Here is a 17,408-nt window from a genome sequence, read left to right as displayed (position 1 = left end):
AGGGGTGCTGAGTCTTCAGGGCGCTGAGTCCTAAAGGAGCGCGAACTGGCCGCCCGGGCCCTCCTCCTGGTGGTCGAGGACCGAGGCCGGCCTGCGGGTGGCGGGCGCCGGCGGCAGGACGCGCGCCTCGCGCAGATCCGTCGCGGTGATGAACGCGGTGAGGTCCGCCGTCAACTCGTCCTGCCGCGTGCGCAGTTCGGCGAGCAGCGTCAGTACCGTGACGATCTCCAGGAGCTCCGACGTCCAGGGCTGCGGCCAGGTCCTGGGGCGGATCCCGGCCAGCGTCCCCGGCTCGGCGGCCGTGGTCCTGCGGGCGAACCACTGCTCGATCACCCGAACCCCGCTCACCTGGAAGTCCCAGGACTCGGCGGGGACCGGGGAGATGCGGCCGTCGCCGATGAGCAGGGCCTGCTCCTCGCGGTCGTAGAGCAGTTCGGTGGGGCTGTCCGGGAACGGGGCGCGCACGTACGGGCGGCGGCCACCGGGGAGTTTGGGGCGGTCGCCCTCGCCGCCGCGGCGCAGCAGCCACAGGATCCGCTCGCCGAGGGCCGTGCCCGAGGCCCAGAGTCCGGCGTCGTCAGGGAGCGGGACCCGCGGGCCCTGCGGGGAGGGCCGCGCCGTGGCGAGGATCCAGCCGAGCAGGTCCCGCGCCCCGACCTCGTGACCGAACCGGCCGGAGAGCTCGGTGAGCAGACCGGGCGTGACATTCGGTTCAAGGCCCCCAGGACGCCGGTACAGCGGGCGGATGCGGCCGGGGCGTCCCGCGGGGGAGCGGCCCTCGGGAAGGATCGCGCAGGCGAGCACCGCCGGGCCGCCCGCCCCGGGCACGAACCCCTGCTCGACGACGAACAGCTGGTCCTCGTCGGCCACCCGCCACAGCTCGGGCCGGGCCGCGTCGATCAGCCGGTGGTCCGGTATCAGCCACTGCTCGTCGAAGGGGGCGTGCAGCACCCGGACCGGTTCCGGGCAGGGGCCCTCGGCATGGGTCAGGTCGTCCGTCGCGGTGCGCCGGCCGGGGAGCTGGGCGACGGCCGTACGCAGGGTGCGCGCCCGGCTCGGTTCGAGCAGCGCCTCGCGCTCCGCCTCTGCGGCCTTCACGAACGCGGACCAACGGGCTTTGAGAGAAGCCGGGTCCGGCGCCAGCGGCCAGGCGCGGCCGAGGCGCAGGGGCGCGACGGACCACGGCATGAGGTCCGCGAGCAGCGGCGCGTCAACATGGCTTTCGAGGCTGTCGGGCGTCACGCCCGGCATCGTACGACGCGGTCAGTGCGCGTCGAGAGTGACCGTGAACGAGAACCGGTCGCCGCGGTAGTGGATGACGGCGACATCCAGCGGCCGGCCGTCCTCGTCATAGGTGATGCCCGTGTAGTGCAGGATCGGGCTGAGCAGCGGAACTTGGAGGAGCCGGGCCGTCTCCGGGTCCGCGAGCCGGGCCTCGACGGTGTCGGTGATCCGGCTGATGCGCACGCCGACGACGTCGCGCAGCACCTTCGTCATCGGCCAGCGCACCAGGTCTTCCAGATCGACGCGGTCGGCGAGTTCGGCCCGGATGTAGTTGCGCGCGTGGTTCGTCGGCTCACCGGTCTTCTCGTCGCAGCGCAGCCGGTGGTACGTCGCCACGGTCTCGGCCCCCGGGAAGTACTCGGCGAGCGTGCCGGGCACCGGCACCGGGCCGTGGCCGAGCAGTTCGGTCGTCATGCCGGACTGCTGGGCCACGATGGCGTCGACCGAACCGAGCAGGCGCACCGGCGCTCCCCGCAGTGCGGCCGGTTCGATGAAGGTGCCGCGCCTGCGGTGCCGGGTGATGAGCCCCTCGTCCTCCAGCTCCTTGAGCGCCTGCCGCATCGTCAGGACGCTCACCCCGTAGTGCCCCGCCAGCTGTTCCTCGGTGGGCAGGCGCAGCGGGTCGTCGGGGGAGCGCCCGAGTATCGAGGCGCGCAGGGACTGCGACACCTGATACCAGAGCGGCAGCTTGCGGTTCAGGACGATCGAGTCCGGGGCGAAAGAGGTCACGGGGCTATCCGTATCGGTCGGGCGCGTTCAGTGCAACGGCTCAATGCGACGGCTCAGTGCCGCGGCTCAGTCCGACGTCCTGAAGTGCCGCTCAAGCCCGCTCCACACGTCGTCGTAGCCGTGCTGGAGGTGATCCGCCTGCGCCGCCTGGGCGGTCGCGGTCACCGGCCACCGGGTCTCGAACATGAAGGCGAGCCCGTCATCGACCTTCTGCGGCCTCAGCTCGGCGGCCGACGCCCTGTCGAACGTCTCACGGTCAGGACCGTGCGCAGACATCATGTTGTGCAGCGAACCACCGCCCGGAACGAAGCCCTCGGCCTTGGCGTCGTACGCGCCCTCGATCAGGCCCATGTACTCGCTCATCACGTTCCGGTGGAAGTACGGCGGCCGGAACGTGTCCTCGCCGACCAGCCAGCGCGGCGCGAACACGACGAAGTCCACGCCCGCGAGCCCCGGGGTGTCACTCGGCGAGGTGAGGACCGTGAAGATCGACGGATCCGGGTGGTCGTAGCTGACCGACCCGATGACATTGAAACGGCGCAGGTCGTAGACGTACGGGACATGGTTGCCGTGCCAGGCGACGACATCGAGCGGCGAGTGGTCGTACGTGGCGCGCCAGAGGTTTCCGCAGAACTTGTTCACCACCTCCACCGGCCCTTCGGTGTCCTCGTACGCGGCGACGGGGACCATGAAGTCACGGGCGTTCGCCAGGCCGTTGGCGCCGATCGGGCCCAGGTCGGGCAGGCGGAAGGGGGAGCCGTAGTTCTCGCAGACGTAGCCGCGGGCCGCGGCGTCGAGGAGTTCGACGCGGAAGCGGACCCCGCGCGGGATCACCGCGACATGGCCGGGCTCCACGTGCAGCAGGCCGAACTCCGTGCGCAGCAGCAGGCCGCCACGCTCGGGGACGATCAGGAGCTCGCCGTCCGCGTCGCTGAACACCCGGTCCGTCATGGAGGAGTTGGCGTGGTAGAGGTGCACGGCCATACCGGTGCGCTGGGTCGCGTCCCCGTTCCCGCCGAGCGTCCACAGACCCGCCAGGAAGTCCGTGCCGGGAGCCGGCTCGGGCAGCGGGTTCCAGCGCAACCGGTTCGGGTCGGGGACCGACTCGGTGAAGGGGGCGGTGCGCAGCGCGCCGTTGTCCGTCCGCACGAACGCCGGGTGCGCGGCCGACGGGCGGATCCGGTACAGCCACGAACGCCGGTTGTGCGCCCGGGGCTCGGTGAACGCGGTGCCGCTCAGCTGCTCGGCGTACAGACCGAGCGGGGCGCGCTGCGGCGAATTGCGTCCGTGGGGCAGAGCACCGGGCACCGCCTCCGAGCTGTGCTCGTTGCCGAAGCCCGAGAGGTAGGCAAGCCCCTCGGCGGTCTTCCTCGCGTCACGCATGTCGCTCCCTCGTCCATGATTCCTATGCTCAACCGTAGGATTCCCTTTTTCCTCGCGCAAGAGCGCACCGCGAAGCTGAACAGTCCTCTACTCTCCGGGGCATGCCGTGGACGCCGCCGGGACTGCCGTGGACGCGGGTGGCCCCGCACGCCGCCGCGCACTGCGGGGTGCTCGTGAGCGCGGGACCAGGGAGCGGGTGACCATCGTGGACCCCGTACCCCACACCGCCTCCCTGCGCCGCGCGCCCGTCCAGCAGCGCAGCGCCGAACGCCTGAGCCGGATACTCGACGCCTGCGCGGAGCTGCTCGACGAAGGCGGCTACGACGAGCTCAGCACCCGGGCCGTGGCGATCCGCGCCGGAGTGCCCATCGGCTCCGTCTACCGCTTCTTCGGCAACAAGCGCGCCCTCGTCGACGCCCTCGCCGAGCGCAACCTGGAGCGCTACGCCGAGCGGATCACCGAGCGGATCGCGGAGGTCCCCACGGCCGACTGGCGCGGCGCGATGGACGCCGTCCTCGACGAGTACCTCGCCATGAAGCGCACCGCTCCCGGCTTCTCCCTCGTCGACTTCGGCAACCAGATCCCCGTCGGCGCGCCCGACGCCGGCCCCAACCACCGCCTCACCGACCGCCTCACCGAACTGCTCGCCGCCCACCTCGCCCGCCCACCCGACGACGCCCTGCGCCGTACGTTCCTGGTCGCCGTGGAATCGGCGGACGCCCTGGTCCGCCTCGCGTTCCGCCTCGACCCGGCGGGCGACGAGAACGTCATCGCGGAGACACGGGAGCTGCTGCGGGCTTATCTGGGGCGGGTGCTGGACTGAGGGCCTTGTGGCAACGAGCGGCGTCCGGTGTCCGACGGCTTGGCGTGGACTTTGCATGTTCGAATACCAGGTGGTGCGCGTACGGATAACGTCACGCCTGTGAAGCTGGTCGTGCGGGTGAAACTGCTGCCAACGTCTGTGCAGGCGTCGGCGCTCGAGGAGACCCTGCAGACCTGTAACGAGGCAGCGAACTGGCTCTCCCGGCAGGCACATTCCGCGGGCGTCACGTCACGCGCGGCCCTGCAGGCTTCGGCGTACACGGAGTTGAAGGCGCGGGGTCTGTCAGCGCAGCCCGCGCTGCACGTGGTGCGCAAGGTGGCCGATGCCTACACCGCGCTGGGGGCGAAGCTGAACGCCGGGCGAGCGAGCAAGCGCAGCACCGAGGCCGCTGTCGGCAAGCCGGTCGTCTTCCGGCCCGGAGCGGCGCAGCCGTTCGACGATCGCTGCTTGTCCTGGCAGACGGACAAGAGGACGGTCTCGATCTGGACCACCCGTGGGCGACTGAAGAACATTGGCTTCACGGGCGCTCCCGATCACCTTGCGTTCCTGGCTGCCCATCGCAAAGGCGAGTCCGATCTGCTCCACCGGCGCGGCAGCTGGTATCTGGTGGCCACGTGTGAGGTCCCTGAGGCGGAACCGAATGGCGCACCGGACGGGTTCCTCGGGGTGGATCTCGGCGTCGTCAACATCGCGACCGTTTCTACCGGTGTCCGGCACGGCGGCCGCCGCATCAACCGCACCCGTGAGCGCGACGGAAAGTTGCGCTCCAAGCTCCAGCAGAAGAACACCAAGTCCGCGAAACGGCGGGCGAAGAAGCATGCGGGCAAGGAATCCCGACGTGCTCGCGACATCAACCACAAGATCAGCAAGTGCATTGTGGCGGAGGCCCAACGCACCGGACGCGGTATCGCCCTGGAAGACCTCACGGGCATTCGTGAACGGGTACGGCTAAGGAAGCCCCAACGCGCCAGACTGCACTCCTGGTCCTTCCGTCAGCTCAGTCAGTCCATCGTCTACAAGGCAAAACGGGCCGGTGTTCCTGTGGTGTACGTCGATCCGACCTACACCAGCCAGGAGTGCTCCCAGTGCCATCACATCGACCGGCGCAACCGGCCTTCCCGGGCCGAGTTCGCCTGCCGGGTCTGCGGCCTCGTTGAGCATGCCGACCTGAATGCGTCCCAGAACATCGCCGCACGCGGTTGGTGGGCATGGGTTCGCGGGGCCGAGTCACAGGCCCCTGCCCTCGCGCTCATCGCGTAGGGCTGGACGCAGCCGGGCCCCGTCGAAGCCATCGACGACGCGAGTAGCAAGTCCGGGACGAGTTTCCCGGGCAGTGACGGGCGAACGTTAGGTCGGCCACATCCTCGATCCCGTGACCTGGAGTTTTGCGCTTATTGCTCGCACGTCAACATCTTGTTAACGCGATGTGGTGAGCCCTAGCGTCTCGCTGACCGCCATCACAGGCGAAAGTTCGACGGCGAACGATAGGAACCTCATGCTGACGATCCTCGGCTTCGGCATGATTGCCACCTTCCTGGTGCTGATCATGATGAAGAAGGTGTCGCCGATCGCGGCGCTCGTGCTCATCCCGGCTCTGTTCTGCGTCTTCGTGGGCAAGGGAGCCAAGCTCGGCGACTACGTCGTCGCTGGAATCGGTGACCTCGCGCCCACCGCGGCGATGCTGATGTTCGCGATCGTCTACTTCGGTCTGATGATCGACGTCGGACTCTTCGACCCGATCGTGCGGGGCATCCTGCGCTTCGCCAAGGCCGACCCGGTCCGCATCGTCGTCGGCACCGCCGTCCTCGCGGCGATCGTCTCCCTCGACGGTGACGGCTCCACCACCTTCATGATCACCGTCTCGGCGATGTACCCGCTGTACAAGCGCCTCAAGATGAGCCTGATCGTGATGACGGGTGTCGCCGCGACCGCCAACGGCGTCATGAACACGCTGCCCTGGGGCGGCCCCACCGCCCGCGCCGCGACCGCGCTGAAGCTCGACGCCAGCGACATCTTCGTGCCGATGATCCCGGCGCTCGCCGTCGGCCTGCTCTTCGTCTTCGCCCTCGCCTACGTGCTGGGCCGCCGCGAGCGCAAGCGCCTCGGCTACCTCTCCCTCGACGAGGCCACCGAGACCGTCACCGAGACCTCCGACGAGAAGGTGCTCGTCGGCGCCGGTGCCGGTGCTTCCGGTGGTACGGGTTCCGGTTCCGGCTCCGGTTCTGGTTCTGGCAAGAAGGCCTCCGGCGGCTCCGCCGCGCCCTCGTACGAGAACGAGGACGGCGAGACCTTCGCGGCCCTCGACCCGCACCGCGCCACCCTGCGTCCCAAGCTCTACTGGTTCAATGCGCTCATGACGGTCACGCTGCTCACCGCGATGATCATGGAGTGGCTGCCGATCCCGGTCCTGTTCATCCTCGGCGCCGCGCTCGCCCTCACGGTGAACTTCCCGCACATGCCCGACCAGAGGGCCCGTATCGCCGCCCACGCCGAGAACGTCCTGAACGTCTCCGGGATGGTCTTCGCCGCCGCCGTCTTCACCGGCGTCCTCCAGGGCACCGGCATGGTCGACCACATGGCCAAGTGGGTCGTCGGCGGCATCCCCGACTGGATGGGCCCGCACATGGCCCTCGTCACCGGCGTCCTGTCCATCCCGTTCACGTACTTCATGTCGAACGACGGCTTCTACTTCGGCATCCTGCCCGTCCTCGCCGAGGCCGGTAACGCGCACGGCGTCTCCACCCTGGAGGTCGCCCGCGCCTCCCTCATCGGCCAGCCGCTGCACATGTCGAGCCCGCTCGTCCCCGCCGTCTTCGTCCTCGTGGGCATGGCCAAGGTCGAGTTCGGCGACCACACGAAATTCACGGTCAAATGGGCCGCGCTCACCGCGCTGGTGATGCTCGGCGCCGGATTCCTCTTCGGGATCCTCTGACCCCGATGAGTCTCACGACAGAGCCCGGCAGGAGAAGCTGGCTGCTCCGCCTCGTCATCGCCTTCAGCTTCGCGCAGGGGGCGGTGTCGATGGCGCGGCCCGCCGTCTCCTACCGGGCTCTCGCGCTCGGGGCGGACGAGCGCGCGGTCGGTGTGATCGCGGGCGTGTACGCGCTCCTTCCGCTGTTCGCGGCCGTACCGCTGGGCCGCCGCACCGACCACGGCCGGTGCGCGCCCCTGCTGCCGATCGGCGTCGTCCTCATCGCCGGTGGCTGCGCGCTCAGCGGCACGGCCGACTCCCTCGCCGCGATGGCGGCCTGGAGCGGCGTGATGGGCCTCGGCCATCTGTCGTTCGTGATCGGCGCGCAGTCGATCGTCGCCCGCCAGTCGGCCCCGGCCGAACAGGACCGCAACTTCGGCCACTTCACGATCGGCGCCTCCCTGGGCCAGCTCGTCGGGCCGATCGCCGCGGGCGCGCTCATCGGCGGGCCGGACCTGGGGTCCACGAGTGCGCTCGCGCTGCTCGTCGCGGCCGCCGTCGCCGCGGTCTCCTTCACCTCGCTGTGGCGCATCGAGCACCCTCGTCCGACGACGGGTGCGGCCGTACCCGCCGGGCCGCGCGTCCCCGTCGGCCGCATCCTGCGAACCAGGGGTGTGCCCGGCGGCATCTTCATCTCCCTCGCCGTGCTGTCCGCGACGGACATCCTCACGGCGTATCTGCCGGTCGTCGGCGAGCACCGGGAGATCGCGCCGTCCGTCGTCGGTCTGCTGCTGAGCCTGCGGGCCGCCGCCACGATTGCCTGCCGGCTTGTCATGACGCCGATGCTGCGGCGCCTCGGCCGGGCGGCACTTCTCGCCACGACCTGTCTGGCCGCCGGGGTCATGTGCGCGGGGATCGCGCTGCCCGTGCCGGTGTGGGCGCTCGCGCTGATGCTTGCCGTGCTCGGGTTCTGCCTGGGGGTCGGGCAGCCGCTTTCGATGACGACGGTGGTTCAGGCGGCGCCTGACGAGGCGCGGTCCACGGCGCTCGCGCTGCGGCTCACCGGCAATCGGCTGGGGCAGGTGGCGGCGCCGGCCGCCGCCGGTCTTGTGGCGGGTGTCGCCGGGGTTGCGGCGCCGTTCCTGATGCTGGGTGTGTTGCTGGTGGGGGCGGCGGGAGTTGGTCTGCGGGGTGGGGGTGGGGGGTCCTCCGGGCGGGGTCTCTTCCCCAGGCCGGCCCCTTCCCGAACCGGGGTTCCGCCCCGGACCCCGCTCCTCAAACGCCGGAGGGGCTAGCTACGCCCCAGTGCTGCTTGCGCGCGGCCGTGTATGGCCCTGGCCTCCGCCTCCGCCAGGCGTTCGCCTGCCTCGTGGGCGCGGGTGGCCTCGGCCTCGGCAATGGTTGCTGCTTGGGCCGCGCGGCCCGCCTCCAAGTGGGCCCAGGCCGTGAGATGTCCCGCGTCCGTCGCGCCGGCCAGCAGGGCCAGTGCCTCCTCGGGACGGCCCCGGCGCACGCCCAACTCGGCCCGGGCCAGCCGTACTTCCTGCTGGGCCTGCCGGTCGCCCTGCGCATCGGCGGTACGGCCCGCACGGTCCAGGAGGGCGGCGCAGGACTCCGCGTCACCCGACCGCATCCGTACCCGCGCCAGCGCGGCCAGCGCATACGGCGCGCACCAGCCCGTGTGCGGCTCCGACTCGCGTACGGCGTCCTGCGCGAGGTCGAGCGCCGCGTCGTACTCCTCGAGGAGCAGGTGGAGTTCGGCGAGATTGGCCCGCTCGAAGGCCGCCGCCGTCGGGTCGCCGGAGCGCTCGGCGAGCGCGAGGGCGCGCTCGCCCGTCGTGACGGCCTCCCGCAGTCGCCCCGACCGGCGTGCGTGCTCCCGCAGGACGGAGAGGACCGAGCCGAGCAACTGCGGATCCCCGTACGCCTCCGCGTGCGGCAGAGCACGGTCCGCGACCGGTCTGGCCTGCGTGAAGCGCCCGGCGAGTGCCAGCGATGTGGCCTGCGTGGCGAGCGAACGTCCGAGCAGGCCGCGCTGCTCGGGACCCGTCACCCGTAGCGCCGCCGCGTGCGCTGCTTCTCCCGCGGTGACGGCTTCCGGGTAGCGCCCGGTGACGAAGCACAGGATCGAGCGGGCGAGATGGTGCGCGGTGGCCGCCTCGGGCGCGGTGCCGGCGGCGGGCGGCGCCGCGTCGAGGAGGGCGAGCCCCTCCTCCGTGGACCGGGTCTTCGCGAGGACCTCGCCGAGCCGGGCCGAGGCAAGGACGCGCCCGTCCGCATCGCCGCGGCGCGTCACGTCGTCGAGCGCCTCGCGCAGCACCCGCGCCGCGTCCTCGTACCGCGCCATGCGGCGCAGTACGGCCGCCCGGTCGATCCTGGCCCGCGCCGACTCGGCGGCGAACTCGTCGAGACGGTCGGTGAGCTGGGCGTAGTAGTGGTCTGCGGTGTCGTTCGCGCACAGGGCGGCGGCCCGCTCGGCGGCCTGCCGGAGGTAGCCGGTGGCGCGCGGATCGTCGGCGCGCGTCAGATGGGCGGCGAGCGTGTCCACGGCGTCGGGCCTGCGCCGCAGCACGGCCTCCGCGTACGCCGAGTGGAGGAGGCGGCGGCGGGCGGCGGAGAGGCGCTCGTAGCAGGTGAGGCGTACGAGGGGGTGGCGGAAGGTGAGGCCGGGCACGGTGCGCCCGTCGGCGACGACGTCCCGTTCGGCAAGGACCGAGGCGGCGACCGCGGCGTCGGCGCCCGATGTCGCCTCGGCCACGGAGAGCAGCGGGTGCAGCCCCGCGCTCGCGACGTCCAGCACTTCGGCGAGCGCGGCGTCCCCGCCGGCCACTGCCACGGCCTCCACGACCCGGCGCGCGCCGGGCCCGAGCCGCGCGAGCCGGGCGGCCACCAACTGCCGTACGCCGTAAGGAGTCTGCGGCTCGAAGCCGTCGCCCCTCGCATCCGCGCCCGTTCCGAGCTCGCTGCCGCGTCCGCCCGCGTCCGTGCCGAGCCCGACGCCGCTCCCGTCTCCGCCCAGCCCGCCCCCGCGCCCGTCTCCGAATGCCCGTGCCAGTTCCAGGGCGAAGAGGGGGTTGCCCAGTGAGAGGTCCCAGACCCGTTCGGGTACGTCGGATCCTGTCGGCAGGCCCAGTGCGTCCGCCGCCAGGGTCAGGCAGTCGTCGCGGCCCAGGCGGGGCAGGTCCACGTGGCGCGCGAGTCGTTGGCGCACGAGGGATTCGAGGCCCGTGCGGCGCGGGTCGGTCTCGGTGAGTTCCTCGGCCCGGTACGTCGCCACGAGGCGGACGGGGTCACGGGTCGTCCTGGCGCGGCGGGCCAGATGGCCGAGCAGCTGGAACGAGCCCGCGTCGGCCGCGTGCAGGTCGTCGAGGACGACCAGGACGGGCGCCGTCCGAGCGAGGTCGCCGAGCAGCCCGGCCGCCGCCCGGAACAGCCGCTCCCGCTCCTCCTCCGGACTGCGCTCCGCGCCCCCGCCCGCCTGCCCCAACGACGGGAGCAGTGAGGCCAGTTCGGGGTACTCGGCACCGGCCCTGGCGCGCTCCGCGGGTGGCCGGTCGGCGAGCCAGCCGTCGAGCGCCTCCACGAACGCGCCGAACGGCGTGTGCCCTTCCGCGTCGTGGCCCGCGCCCCACAGCACCGCGGCGCCCTCGCCGAGAGCGCGTCGTGCCGCCTCGCTCACCAGGCGCGTCTTGCCGAGCCCCGCCTCGCCGCGGATCAGCTGTACGGCGGGGGCGTCCGGCGCGAGCAGCCGGTCGAGGACCTCGTCACGTCCCCGCAGCGGCGCCGGCGCGGGCCCCCGCACGGCCCCCGGTGGCGTGAATCCCGCGGCGGGCCGCGCCACCCGGGCCGCCGCTCCGCCCGCGTCGAGTGCGAGCAGATGGAGCCGCTGCGTCTCCGGCCCCGGCCGTACTCCGAGTTCGGAGTCGAGCGCCTCGCGGCACGCGTGGAACTGCCGGACGGCCTGCCGCCGCAGTCCTTGGCGCAGATAGGCGCTCATGAGGAGCTGATGGGCGCGCTCGTCTGCCGGGTTCTCGTCGAGCGCCGACCGGGCCACCGTCCCGGCCTCGTCGGCGGAACCGTCGTCGAGCAGAGCCTCGGCGAGCGCGATCCGGAGCCGCTCGCACACCACGGCGAGCCGTACGCGCCGCGACTCGGTCCACGGCGCGTATCTGTCCTCCGGCAGCAGTTCCCCCGTGAACGAGCGGAGCGCTGCGGCGAGTTGAGAGGAGGAGCCTGAATCGAGCGCCGCTTCCGCCAGTCGCTCCGCGTGGTCGGCGTCGATCCAGACCGCCCCGGGATCGAGGCGCAGGAGCGTGCCGTCCGCGATGAGGTACGAGGAGGCCGCGCGCGGCGCGAGCTCCGGTTCCAGGGCGCGGCGCGCGGCGTGCAGGGCGACGCGCAGGCTGCCGAGCGCGGCGGGCGCGTCGGCGTCGGGCCAGCAGATGTCCATGGCCTGTTCGCGGTGGAGGCTGTGGCCGGGGGAGACCGCGAGGAGTTTGACGAGGGCGCGGGCGCTGGGGCGCGGCCAGCGTTCGGCGAGCGCGGGCCCGCCGTCGCGAGTCACCCGGAACCCGCCGAAAAGGTGCAGACGCAGCAGTGGAGGAGCGGACTCCGTGCCGTGGTCCGTGCCGTCCGCGCCCATAAGGGCGCACTTTAACCCCCTTCTCCGGACACACCACAGGCCCCCCGAACAGAGGTCCGGGAGGCCGGCGGGCGATGGTGACGGTCAGGAGAGGGTGTTCACCGTCAGCTGCGAGATCGCGGTGAACTGGTTGAGATACCGGCCGCCGAGCAGCGCGGTCGTCCGGTCGAAGCCCGTCTCGTCGAAGCCGAGGTTCACGATCTCGTCGACGCCGTCACCGTCCAGGTCGCCGGAGAAGTACTCCCGGGCGCCTAGGAGGGTGATGTCGGCGATGCCGTCGGGATAGTTGTGCCCCGCCGTCAGCACGGTGGGGTCCCACAGGTAGGCGCCTGCCTGGGTGCCGCCGATCAGGAGGCGACGTCCGCCGGGCCCTGTGAGGAACCCACCGGTCTCCACGGTCGGCAGTGTGTAGATCGAGTAGTCCTGGCCGCCGGCGGCGTAGGTGCGGAACGACGCGGTCCCCGCGAGGTTCAGCCCCTCCGGCCCGGTGAAGTAGTTCCCGAGCGTCCAGGCGCCGCCGGCCAGGCCCTGGTGGAGGACCTCACCCGTGCGGCTGTCGCGGATCTCGACGATGTTGCTCAGGCTGGTCGCGTCCGGCGCGCCCGAAGCGGTCGTGGAGGTCGCCCCCATCCAGGTGTAGACGACCGCGTGCCCGTCGGCGTACGGGATCTTCGGCGAGGTGAAGACGCCCCGGCTCAGGGCAGCGCCGTACAGCTTGCCGCCGGGGATATCCGCCGGGGCCTTCGGCGAGGCGGTCCAGCGCACGATGCCCTTCTTGGCGTCGAGTGCGACGCCGTCGACCACGGGCGAGTCCTTGCCGAGGGAGTTGCTGCTCGTGTACTGCGCGTACACCCGGCCCTCGCCCACCGCGGGGTCGCCGAACACGACACTGCCCGCGGCGGTGGGCGCCGCGTGGGTCCACAGCGCGGAGCCGTTGCCCCGGTAGGCGCGCAGTTTGTCGGTGGGCACGAGGATGTCGGCCCGCTTGTCGCCGTCGAGGTCGGCGACCGTCACAGAGCGGACGAACTGCCCGTTCCCGTCGATGCGTTCGAGGACCTTGCCGCTGCGGCCGTCGATGACCGCGACCGCCGTGTCCGCGGCCACCACGAAGTCGGCGTGGCCGTCACCGTTGACGTCGCCCTTCTCGATCCGGTGCACCTGGCCGGGAACGGTGGCCTTCCACAGGAGCTTCGGCCTGCCCGCGGTCAGCGAGGGACCCGAGTAGGCCCACACGCCGTCGGACGTGCCGCCGACCACCAGGTCGTTCTTCCGGTCGCCGTCGAGGTCGGCGGACGCAGAGGAGGACAGGCCGCCCTGGAGCGGCAGCACCGCCTGCTGCTTGCCGTTGCCGAACCCGTAGGTGTGGATGTTCTGGTTCTGGTCGACGGTACGCACGTGCTGCCCGCCGCTGTCGCGGTAGACCTGGGCGAACATCGGTGAGGCGCCGACCCCCTTCTCCCGCCAGCGCACGTCACCGCTGCCGGAGAACACGGTGAGCGAGGCGTACTGCCCGCCCCCTGGGTTCTCCGCCGAGTTCATGCCGGTGTCGTCCTGGGCGGTCGTCACGAGGCTGCCGCCGACGACGTCCAGGCTCCACGCGCTCGGGCCGTCATGGCCGTTGTCGGCGGCGCGCTTGACGGTGGAGGACCACAGCAGTGTGGCCGGGTCCGCGCCGTCCACGACCCGGACGGTGTTGGAGTTGATGTACAGGTAGGGGTCGAGGGTGGACTCGCTGACCACGTACTCGGGTTTCCGGTCGCCCCGCAGGTCACCGATCGTCATGTCGGTGGGCAGCGCGTTGATCCGGGTGTCGAGCGTGGTCCGCTTGCCGTCGGCCAGGGAGTAGGAGTCGATCTCGTACTTCATGCCGTCGTTCGGGTCGGACTGCTCCAGGGCCACGAGCCGTCCGCGCGCGCTGTCGAGGTGCAGCTGGCGGGAGTAAAGGGCACTGTCGGCCTGCCACTTGACCTTCCCGTCGGCGGTGTCGAGCACAAGGGTGCGCCCGCGGCCCGCCGCCGTGGCGGTCCTGCGCTGGTTGTAGGACGCCGCGACCAGACCGCCGCCGATGTCCTCCAGGGCGCCCCACGCGGTACCGGCGCGCACTCCCGTGTCGTACGTCCACGTGTCGGTGGGCTTGAGCGCCCTGTCCGCGTACGAGAAGCGGATGCCGGAGACGGTGGCGGTGGCGTCGGCCGGGGAGTTGAGGTTGTAGTACGGCGCGTCCGTCACGACGAGCGTCTTGCCGACGAGCTTCACGTTGTAGGCGTACGCGTACAGCTTCGACCACAGCGTCCTGCCGGTCTTCCCGTCGAGGACCGTGACGAAGGTGCCGTTGGCGAGGGTGGAGCCGGGCGAGGTGAAGGGGCGGTACGGGCTCACGCCGACGCTCGCCGAGAACACCACGTCGTCCACGCCGTCACCGGTCAGGTCGCCGGTCACGTACCCCTGGTCGGAGGCGGGCGTGAACGGGCTGACCGCGTTGTAGCCCATCACGATGCGCGCCGGGTACGGCTCGGTCTGCCAGGGCCGGGAGTTCTTGACGCCCCAGTCCGCGTACAGGGAGGCGTTGTCGCGCCGCCACAGGGCGGTGCCGTCGGCCTTGCTGCGCTGGACGCTGCCGAGGCTGTGCAGGGTGAAGTAGTCGCCGTCCTTGCCTCCGGCGGGGACGGTGGCGGCCAGGCCACGCACGCCCTCCAGCGTGGACTTGGTGGAGATGGTGACGGCGCCGTCGGTGCCGGTACCGGTGCCTTCGTCGAGGTGGGAGCCGGAACCATGGCCGTCCGTACCGGAGGTGCCGGAGCCCTCGGTCGCGCCCTGCGGGTCGACCGTCGCGCGGTCGGCGTCCGCGTAGGCGTCGAGCTGGGCGTGGTCCGCCAGCTTCTCGGCCTGGCTGTCGGTCAGCGTGAGAAGGGAGCTGCCGTCGTCGTCGGCCAGGGCGGGCGGCGCGGCGCTGAGCGCCAGGCCGGCCGCGACCAGCGCGGAGGCGAGCCGCAGCGCCCGCCGGGAGTTGATTCTCATCACTTGGTCCCCTGCGCGATACGGATGGCGGCCTGGTCCTTGAGGACCGGCTCGTTGAAGGAGAACTGGAGGGCGTCGGTGCCGGACTGGTTCTCGATGCCGACGGTGGCGCTCGCTCCGGCGCCCGGCACGGACCGGTACTGGAGGGTGACGGCGCCGGTGGCCTCGTCGAAGACGGCCTCGAAGGTGAGGCGGCCGGAACGCCCGTCGGCGAAGGCGGCGTTGTTCCAGACGACGGCGAACTTCCGGCTGCCGGCCGTCCCCGTGGTCGAGGTCTGCACGGTGGACTTCTTGTCCAGGGTCAGGTCGTCCCAGAAGGCGGCGACGGTGCCGTTGGGCTTGTCCACCGACGGGAGCGCGACGTTGTCGTAGTCCCCGAGGCGCGGCTCGAGGAAGTTGACCAGGCCGTTCGTGGTGACGCTCGCGGTGGAGTAGGAGACGCCGTACAGCTTCACGGGGAAGGGCAGCGCGATCGTCTTCGCGTCCTCGTCCCCGCTGAGCGCGACCTTGCCGCTGCCGGCGATCCAGGAGTACGTCCCCGGGGTGCAGCTGTTGCCCGCGGCGTCGGAGCGCGCGGGGAGGCGGGCGGTCAGTGTCTCGTCGCCGTCGACGGCGAGGGCGCCGCTGTAGACGCCGTTGCACAGGACGGGCGCGGTGGGTGTGGCGGTCAGGGTGTACGAACCCTCCGCCACCTTCGGCAGGGTGAAGCGGCCGGATGCGTCCGTGGTGACGGAGGCGACGGGCGTGCCCGCGACCTGGACGGTGGCCTTGGCGAGGGGCTTGCCGGTGACGTCGAGGACGGTGCCGGACACGGCATGCGAGGTGACCGCGTTCAGGGTGAAGTCCTCGGTGGCCTGCTCGCCGGTGGTGACGGTGACGCCCGAGGCGGAGCCGTTCGCGTAGCCGTAGCCGCTGAGGGCGAAGTCGTACGTGCCTGCCGGGAGCGTGAGCCGGTAGGTGCCGTCGGCCGAGGTCGTGACCGTGCGGGTCGAGGCGGGGCCCGTGGCCTTCACGGTGACGCCGGAGAGCGCGGCCCCGGTCGCCTTGTCGGTGACCTTGCCGGTGACGACGGCCGCCGTGTGCGGGGCCTTGTCGACGGAGGCGAAGATGTCGAGCTTGCCCTCGCCCCACACGTTGTTGGCGCCGGCGGTGCCGCCGCAGTGCGTGTCGTCGACGTCGACGGCTCCCTCGTCGAGGAGCTTGCGCGTCGCGTCGATGTCGCCGATGAGGGAGGGGGCCGACGCCCACAGCAGGGCGACAGCGCCCGCGACGTGCGGTGTCGCCATCGACGTACCGGAGATCGACTTGTAGGTGTTGCCCGGCCAGGTGGAGCGGACGTTGACGCCAGGGGCCGAGATGTTCGGCTTCATCGAGCCGTCGAGGCGGGACGGTCCGAAGCCGGAGAAGTCGGCGATCTTCCCGTTCACGTCGTACGCGCCGACGCCGTACGCCGGTGCCTGCGAGCCCGGCGCGTGGCCGGTCGAGCAGGTCACGCCGTCACCGTCGTTGCCGGAGGCGAACGCCTCGAAGATCCCGGCCGCGTTCCACGCCTCGACGATGTCCTGGTAGAACGTCGTGTCGCCGCCGCCCCAGGAGTTGTTCACGATGTCGGGGGCGAGGTCGGGGCGCGGGTTCTGGCCGTTGTGGTCGGTCGGGGCGAGGATCCACTGGCCCGCCGCGAGCAGCGAGGCGTCCGAGCAGGAGCTGGACTCGCAGCCCTTGGCGGCTATCCACTTCGCGCCGGGCGCGACACCGACCCCGCCCGCGCCGACCATGGTGCCCATGGTGTGCGTGCCGTGGCCGTTGTTGTCACAGGGCGCCGAGGTGGGGCACTGTCCGGTCGGGTCGTACCAGTTGTAGTCGTGCGTGAAGGAGCCGTCGCCGTTGTTGCCGCGATAGTTGGCCTTCAGCGCGGGGTGGTCGTACTGGACGCCCGAGTCGACGTTCGCGATGACGATGCCCTCACCGCGGTCGTCGTACTGGTCCCAGACCTGGTCGGCCTTGATGTCCTTGACGCCCCACTCGGGGGTGACCGGGTCCGCGTCGGTGGCCGCGCCGGCCGTCGCGCGCTCCGTGGCGTCCAGCTTGTAGTGCTGCTCCTTGACGATCGAGGCGACGTCGGAGCGCTTCGCGAGCTGCGCCACGAGCTTCTTGTCGCCGGTGACCTGGACGGCGTTGACGATCCAGTAGTCCTGGTGCCCGACCCGCTCCTTGTCGAGGAACGACGTCAGCGAGCTCTGGCTCTTGGCGGCCTTGCCGCGCAGTGCGGAGAAGGCGGACTTGGCGCGCGAGGCGTGGGTGCGCTTGCCGCGCGCCGACGAGAGGTCTGCCTGGTCCTTGAGCACGACGAAGAACGAGGCGTCGCCGCCGTCGTCCACGGCGGCGCGCAGTGCGGAGTCCACCTTGGGCGACGGCGCGGAATCGGCGGCGGCCGCCGCCGAGGGCAGCGGTCCGGTCAGCAGGGCGGCCGCGATCACTGCGGCCGCCGCCCACGAATGGGGTCTCCCTTGTTCGAGCGAAGTCGAGAACTTGGGGAAGGGTCTGCGCCGGGGCGATCGTGACGGGTGCATCGGGGGATCCTCCGGGAACTCCGGGAACGGCAGGGATGGCCCGGACGC

10 protein-coding genes are annotated in these 17,408 nt (G+C 71.7%); 4 read left to right on the top strand and 6 right to left on the bottom strand.

Translation table 11 applies throughout. The annotated features are described in order from the left end of the window. Positions 1-30: 30 nt before the first annotated feature. The 3 genes from ACIPWY_RS33545 to hmgA all read right to left on the bottom strand — a co-directional run bounded on the left by ACIPWY_RS33545 (position 31) and on the right by hmgA (position 3,396). Positions 31-1,251 carry a type ISP restriction/modification enzyme gene (locus ACIPWY_RS33545; RefSeq protein ID WP_393704786.1) on the bottom strand — a complete coding sequence of 407 codons (1,221 nt, stop codon included), beginning with the start codon at positions 1,249-1,251 and terminating at the stop codon, positions 31-33. 12 nt (positions 1,252-1,263) lie between these two features. After that, the gene (locus tag ACIPWY_RS33540) at positions 1,264-2,013 is read right to left on the bottom strand and encodes a GntR family transcriptional regulator (RefSeq protein WP_393704788.1); all 750 of its coding nucleotides are present in this window, start codon (positions 2,011-2,013) and stop codon (positions 1,264-1,266) included. 66 nt (positions 2,014-2,079) lie between these two features. Continuing rightward, complete coding sequence (gene hmgA, locus ACIPWY_RS33535) at positions 2,080-3,396, bottom strand: homogentisate 1,2-dioxygenase (protein WP_362908768.1); 1,317 nt, start codon at positions 3,394-3,396, stop codon at positions 2,080-2,082. A gap of 205 nt (positions 3,397-3,601) precedes the next feature. On the opposite strand from hmgA, the gene ACIPWY_RS33530 reads away from it, so the two are divergent. The 4 genes from ACIPWY_RS33530 (at position 3,602) to ACIPWY_RS33515 (ending at position 8,425) form a co-directional block, all read left to right on the top strand. Next, positions 3,602-4,219, top strand: a complete 618-nt coding sequence (locus tag ACIPWY_RS33530) for a TetR family transcriptional regulator (RefSeq protein ID WP_393704852.1) — start codon at positions 3,602-3,604, stop codon at positions 4,217-4,219. Between the two features lie 99 nt (positions 4,220-4,318). Beyond that, positions 4,319-5,479, top strand: a complete 1,161-nt coding sequence (locus tag ACIPWY_RS33525; protein WP_401536295.1) for an RNA-guided endonuclease InsQ/TnpB family protein — start codon at positions 4,319-4,321, stop codon at positions 5,477-5,479. Positions 5,480-5,714: 235 nt separating this feature from the next. After that, positions 5,715-7,151, top strand: a complete 1,437-nt coding sequence (locus ACIPWY_RS33520; RefSeq protein ID WP_401536293.1) for a CitMHS family transporter — start codon at positions 5,715-5,717, stop codon at positions 7,149-7,151. A gap of 5 nt (positions 7,152-7,156) precedes the next feature. After that, complete coding sequence (locus ACIPWY_RS33515; RefSeq protein ID WP_362908766.1) at positions 7,157-8,425, top strand: MFS transporter; 1,269 nt, start codon at positions 7,157-7,159, stop codon at positions 8,423-8,425. On the opposite strand, the gene ACIPWY_RS33510 is transcribed toward ACIPWY_RS33515, so the two are convergent. From ACIPWY_RS33510 to ACIPWY_RS33500, 3 genes are all read right to left on the bottom strand, one after another. Beyond that, positions 8,422-11,772, bottom strand: coding sequence for an AAA family ATPase (locus ACIPWY_RS33510; protein ID WP_362908765.1), 3,351 nt, complete (start codon positions 11,770-11,772; stop codon positions 8,422-8,424). The genes ACIPWY_RS33515 and ACIPWY_RS33510 overlap by 4 nt on opposite strands. 84 nt (positions 11,773-11,856) lie before the next feature. Continuing rightward, positions 11,857-14,790, bottom strand: coding sequence for an FG-GAP repeat domain-containing protein (locus ACIPWY_RS33505; protein ID WP_401536290.1), 2,934 nt, complete (start codon positions 14,788-14,790; stop codon positions 11,857-11,859). Next, the gene (locus tag ACIPWY_RS33500) at positions 14,790-17,360 is read right to left on the bottom strand and encodes a S8 family serine peptidase (protein WP_362908762.1); all 2,571 of its coding nucleotides are present in this window, start codon (positions 17,358-17,360) and stop codon (positions 14,790-14,792) included. The genes ACIPWY_RS33505 and ACIPWY_RS33500 overlap by 1 nt, the downstream gene beginning before the upstream one ends. Positions 17,361-17,408: the final 48 nt, after the last annotated feature.

The organism is Streptomyces sp. NPDC090032 (genome assembly GCF_044748025.1).
In the GTDB taxonomy this organism is placed as follows: domain Bacteria; phylum Actinomycetota; class Actinomycetes; order Streptomycetales; family Streptomycetaceae; genus Streptomyces.
The sequence above is the reverse complement of the archived record's forward strand: the minus strand, read 5'-3'. Positions and strand labels throughout refer to the sequence as shown.

Coding starts and splice junctions, on each gene's coding strand:
- ACIPWY_RS33505 (WP_401536290.1), bottom strand. CDS start 14,790: ATGAGAATCAACTCCCGGCGGGCGCTGCGGCTCGCCTCCGCGCTGGTC.
- ACIPWY_RS33515 (WP_362908766.1), top strand. CDS start 7,157: ATGAGTCTCACGACAGAGCCCGGCAGGAGAAGCTGGCTGCTCCGCCTC.
- ACIPWY_RS33510 (WP_362908765.1), bottom strand. CDS start 11,772: ATGGGCGCGGACGGCACGGACCACGGCACGGAGTCCGCTCCTCCACTG.
- hmgA (WP_362908768.1), bottom strand. CDS start 3,396: ATGCGTGACGCGAGGAAGACCGCCGAGGGGCTTGCCTACCTCTCGGGC.
- ACIPWY_RS33545 (WP_393704786.1), bottom strand. CDS start 1,251: ATGCCGGGCGTGACGCCCGACAGCCTCGAAAGCCATGTTGACGCGCCG.
- ACIPWY_RS33520 (WP_401536293.1), top strand. CDS start 5,715: ATGCTGACGATCCTCGGCTTCGGCATGATTGCCACCTTCCTGGTGCTG.
- ACIPWY_RS33500 (WP_362908762.1), bottom strand. CDS start 17,360: ATGCACCCGTCACGATCGCCCCGGCGCAGACCCTTCCCCAAGTTCTCG.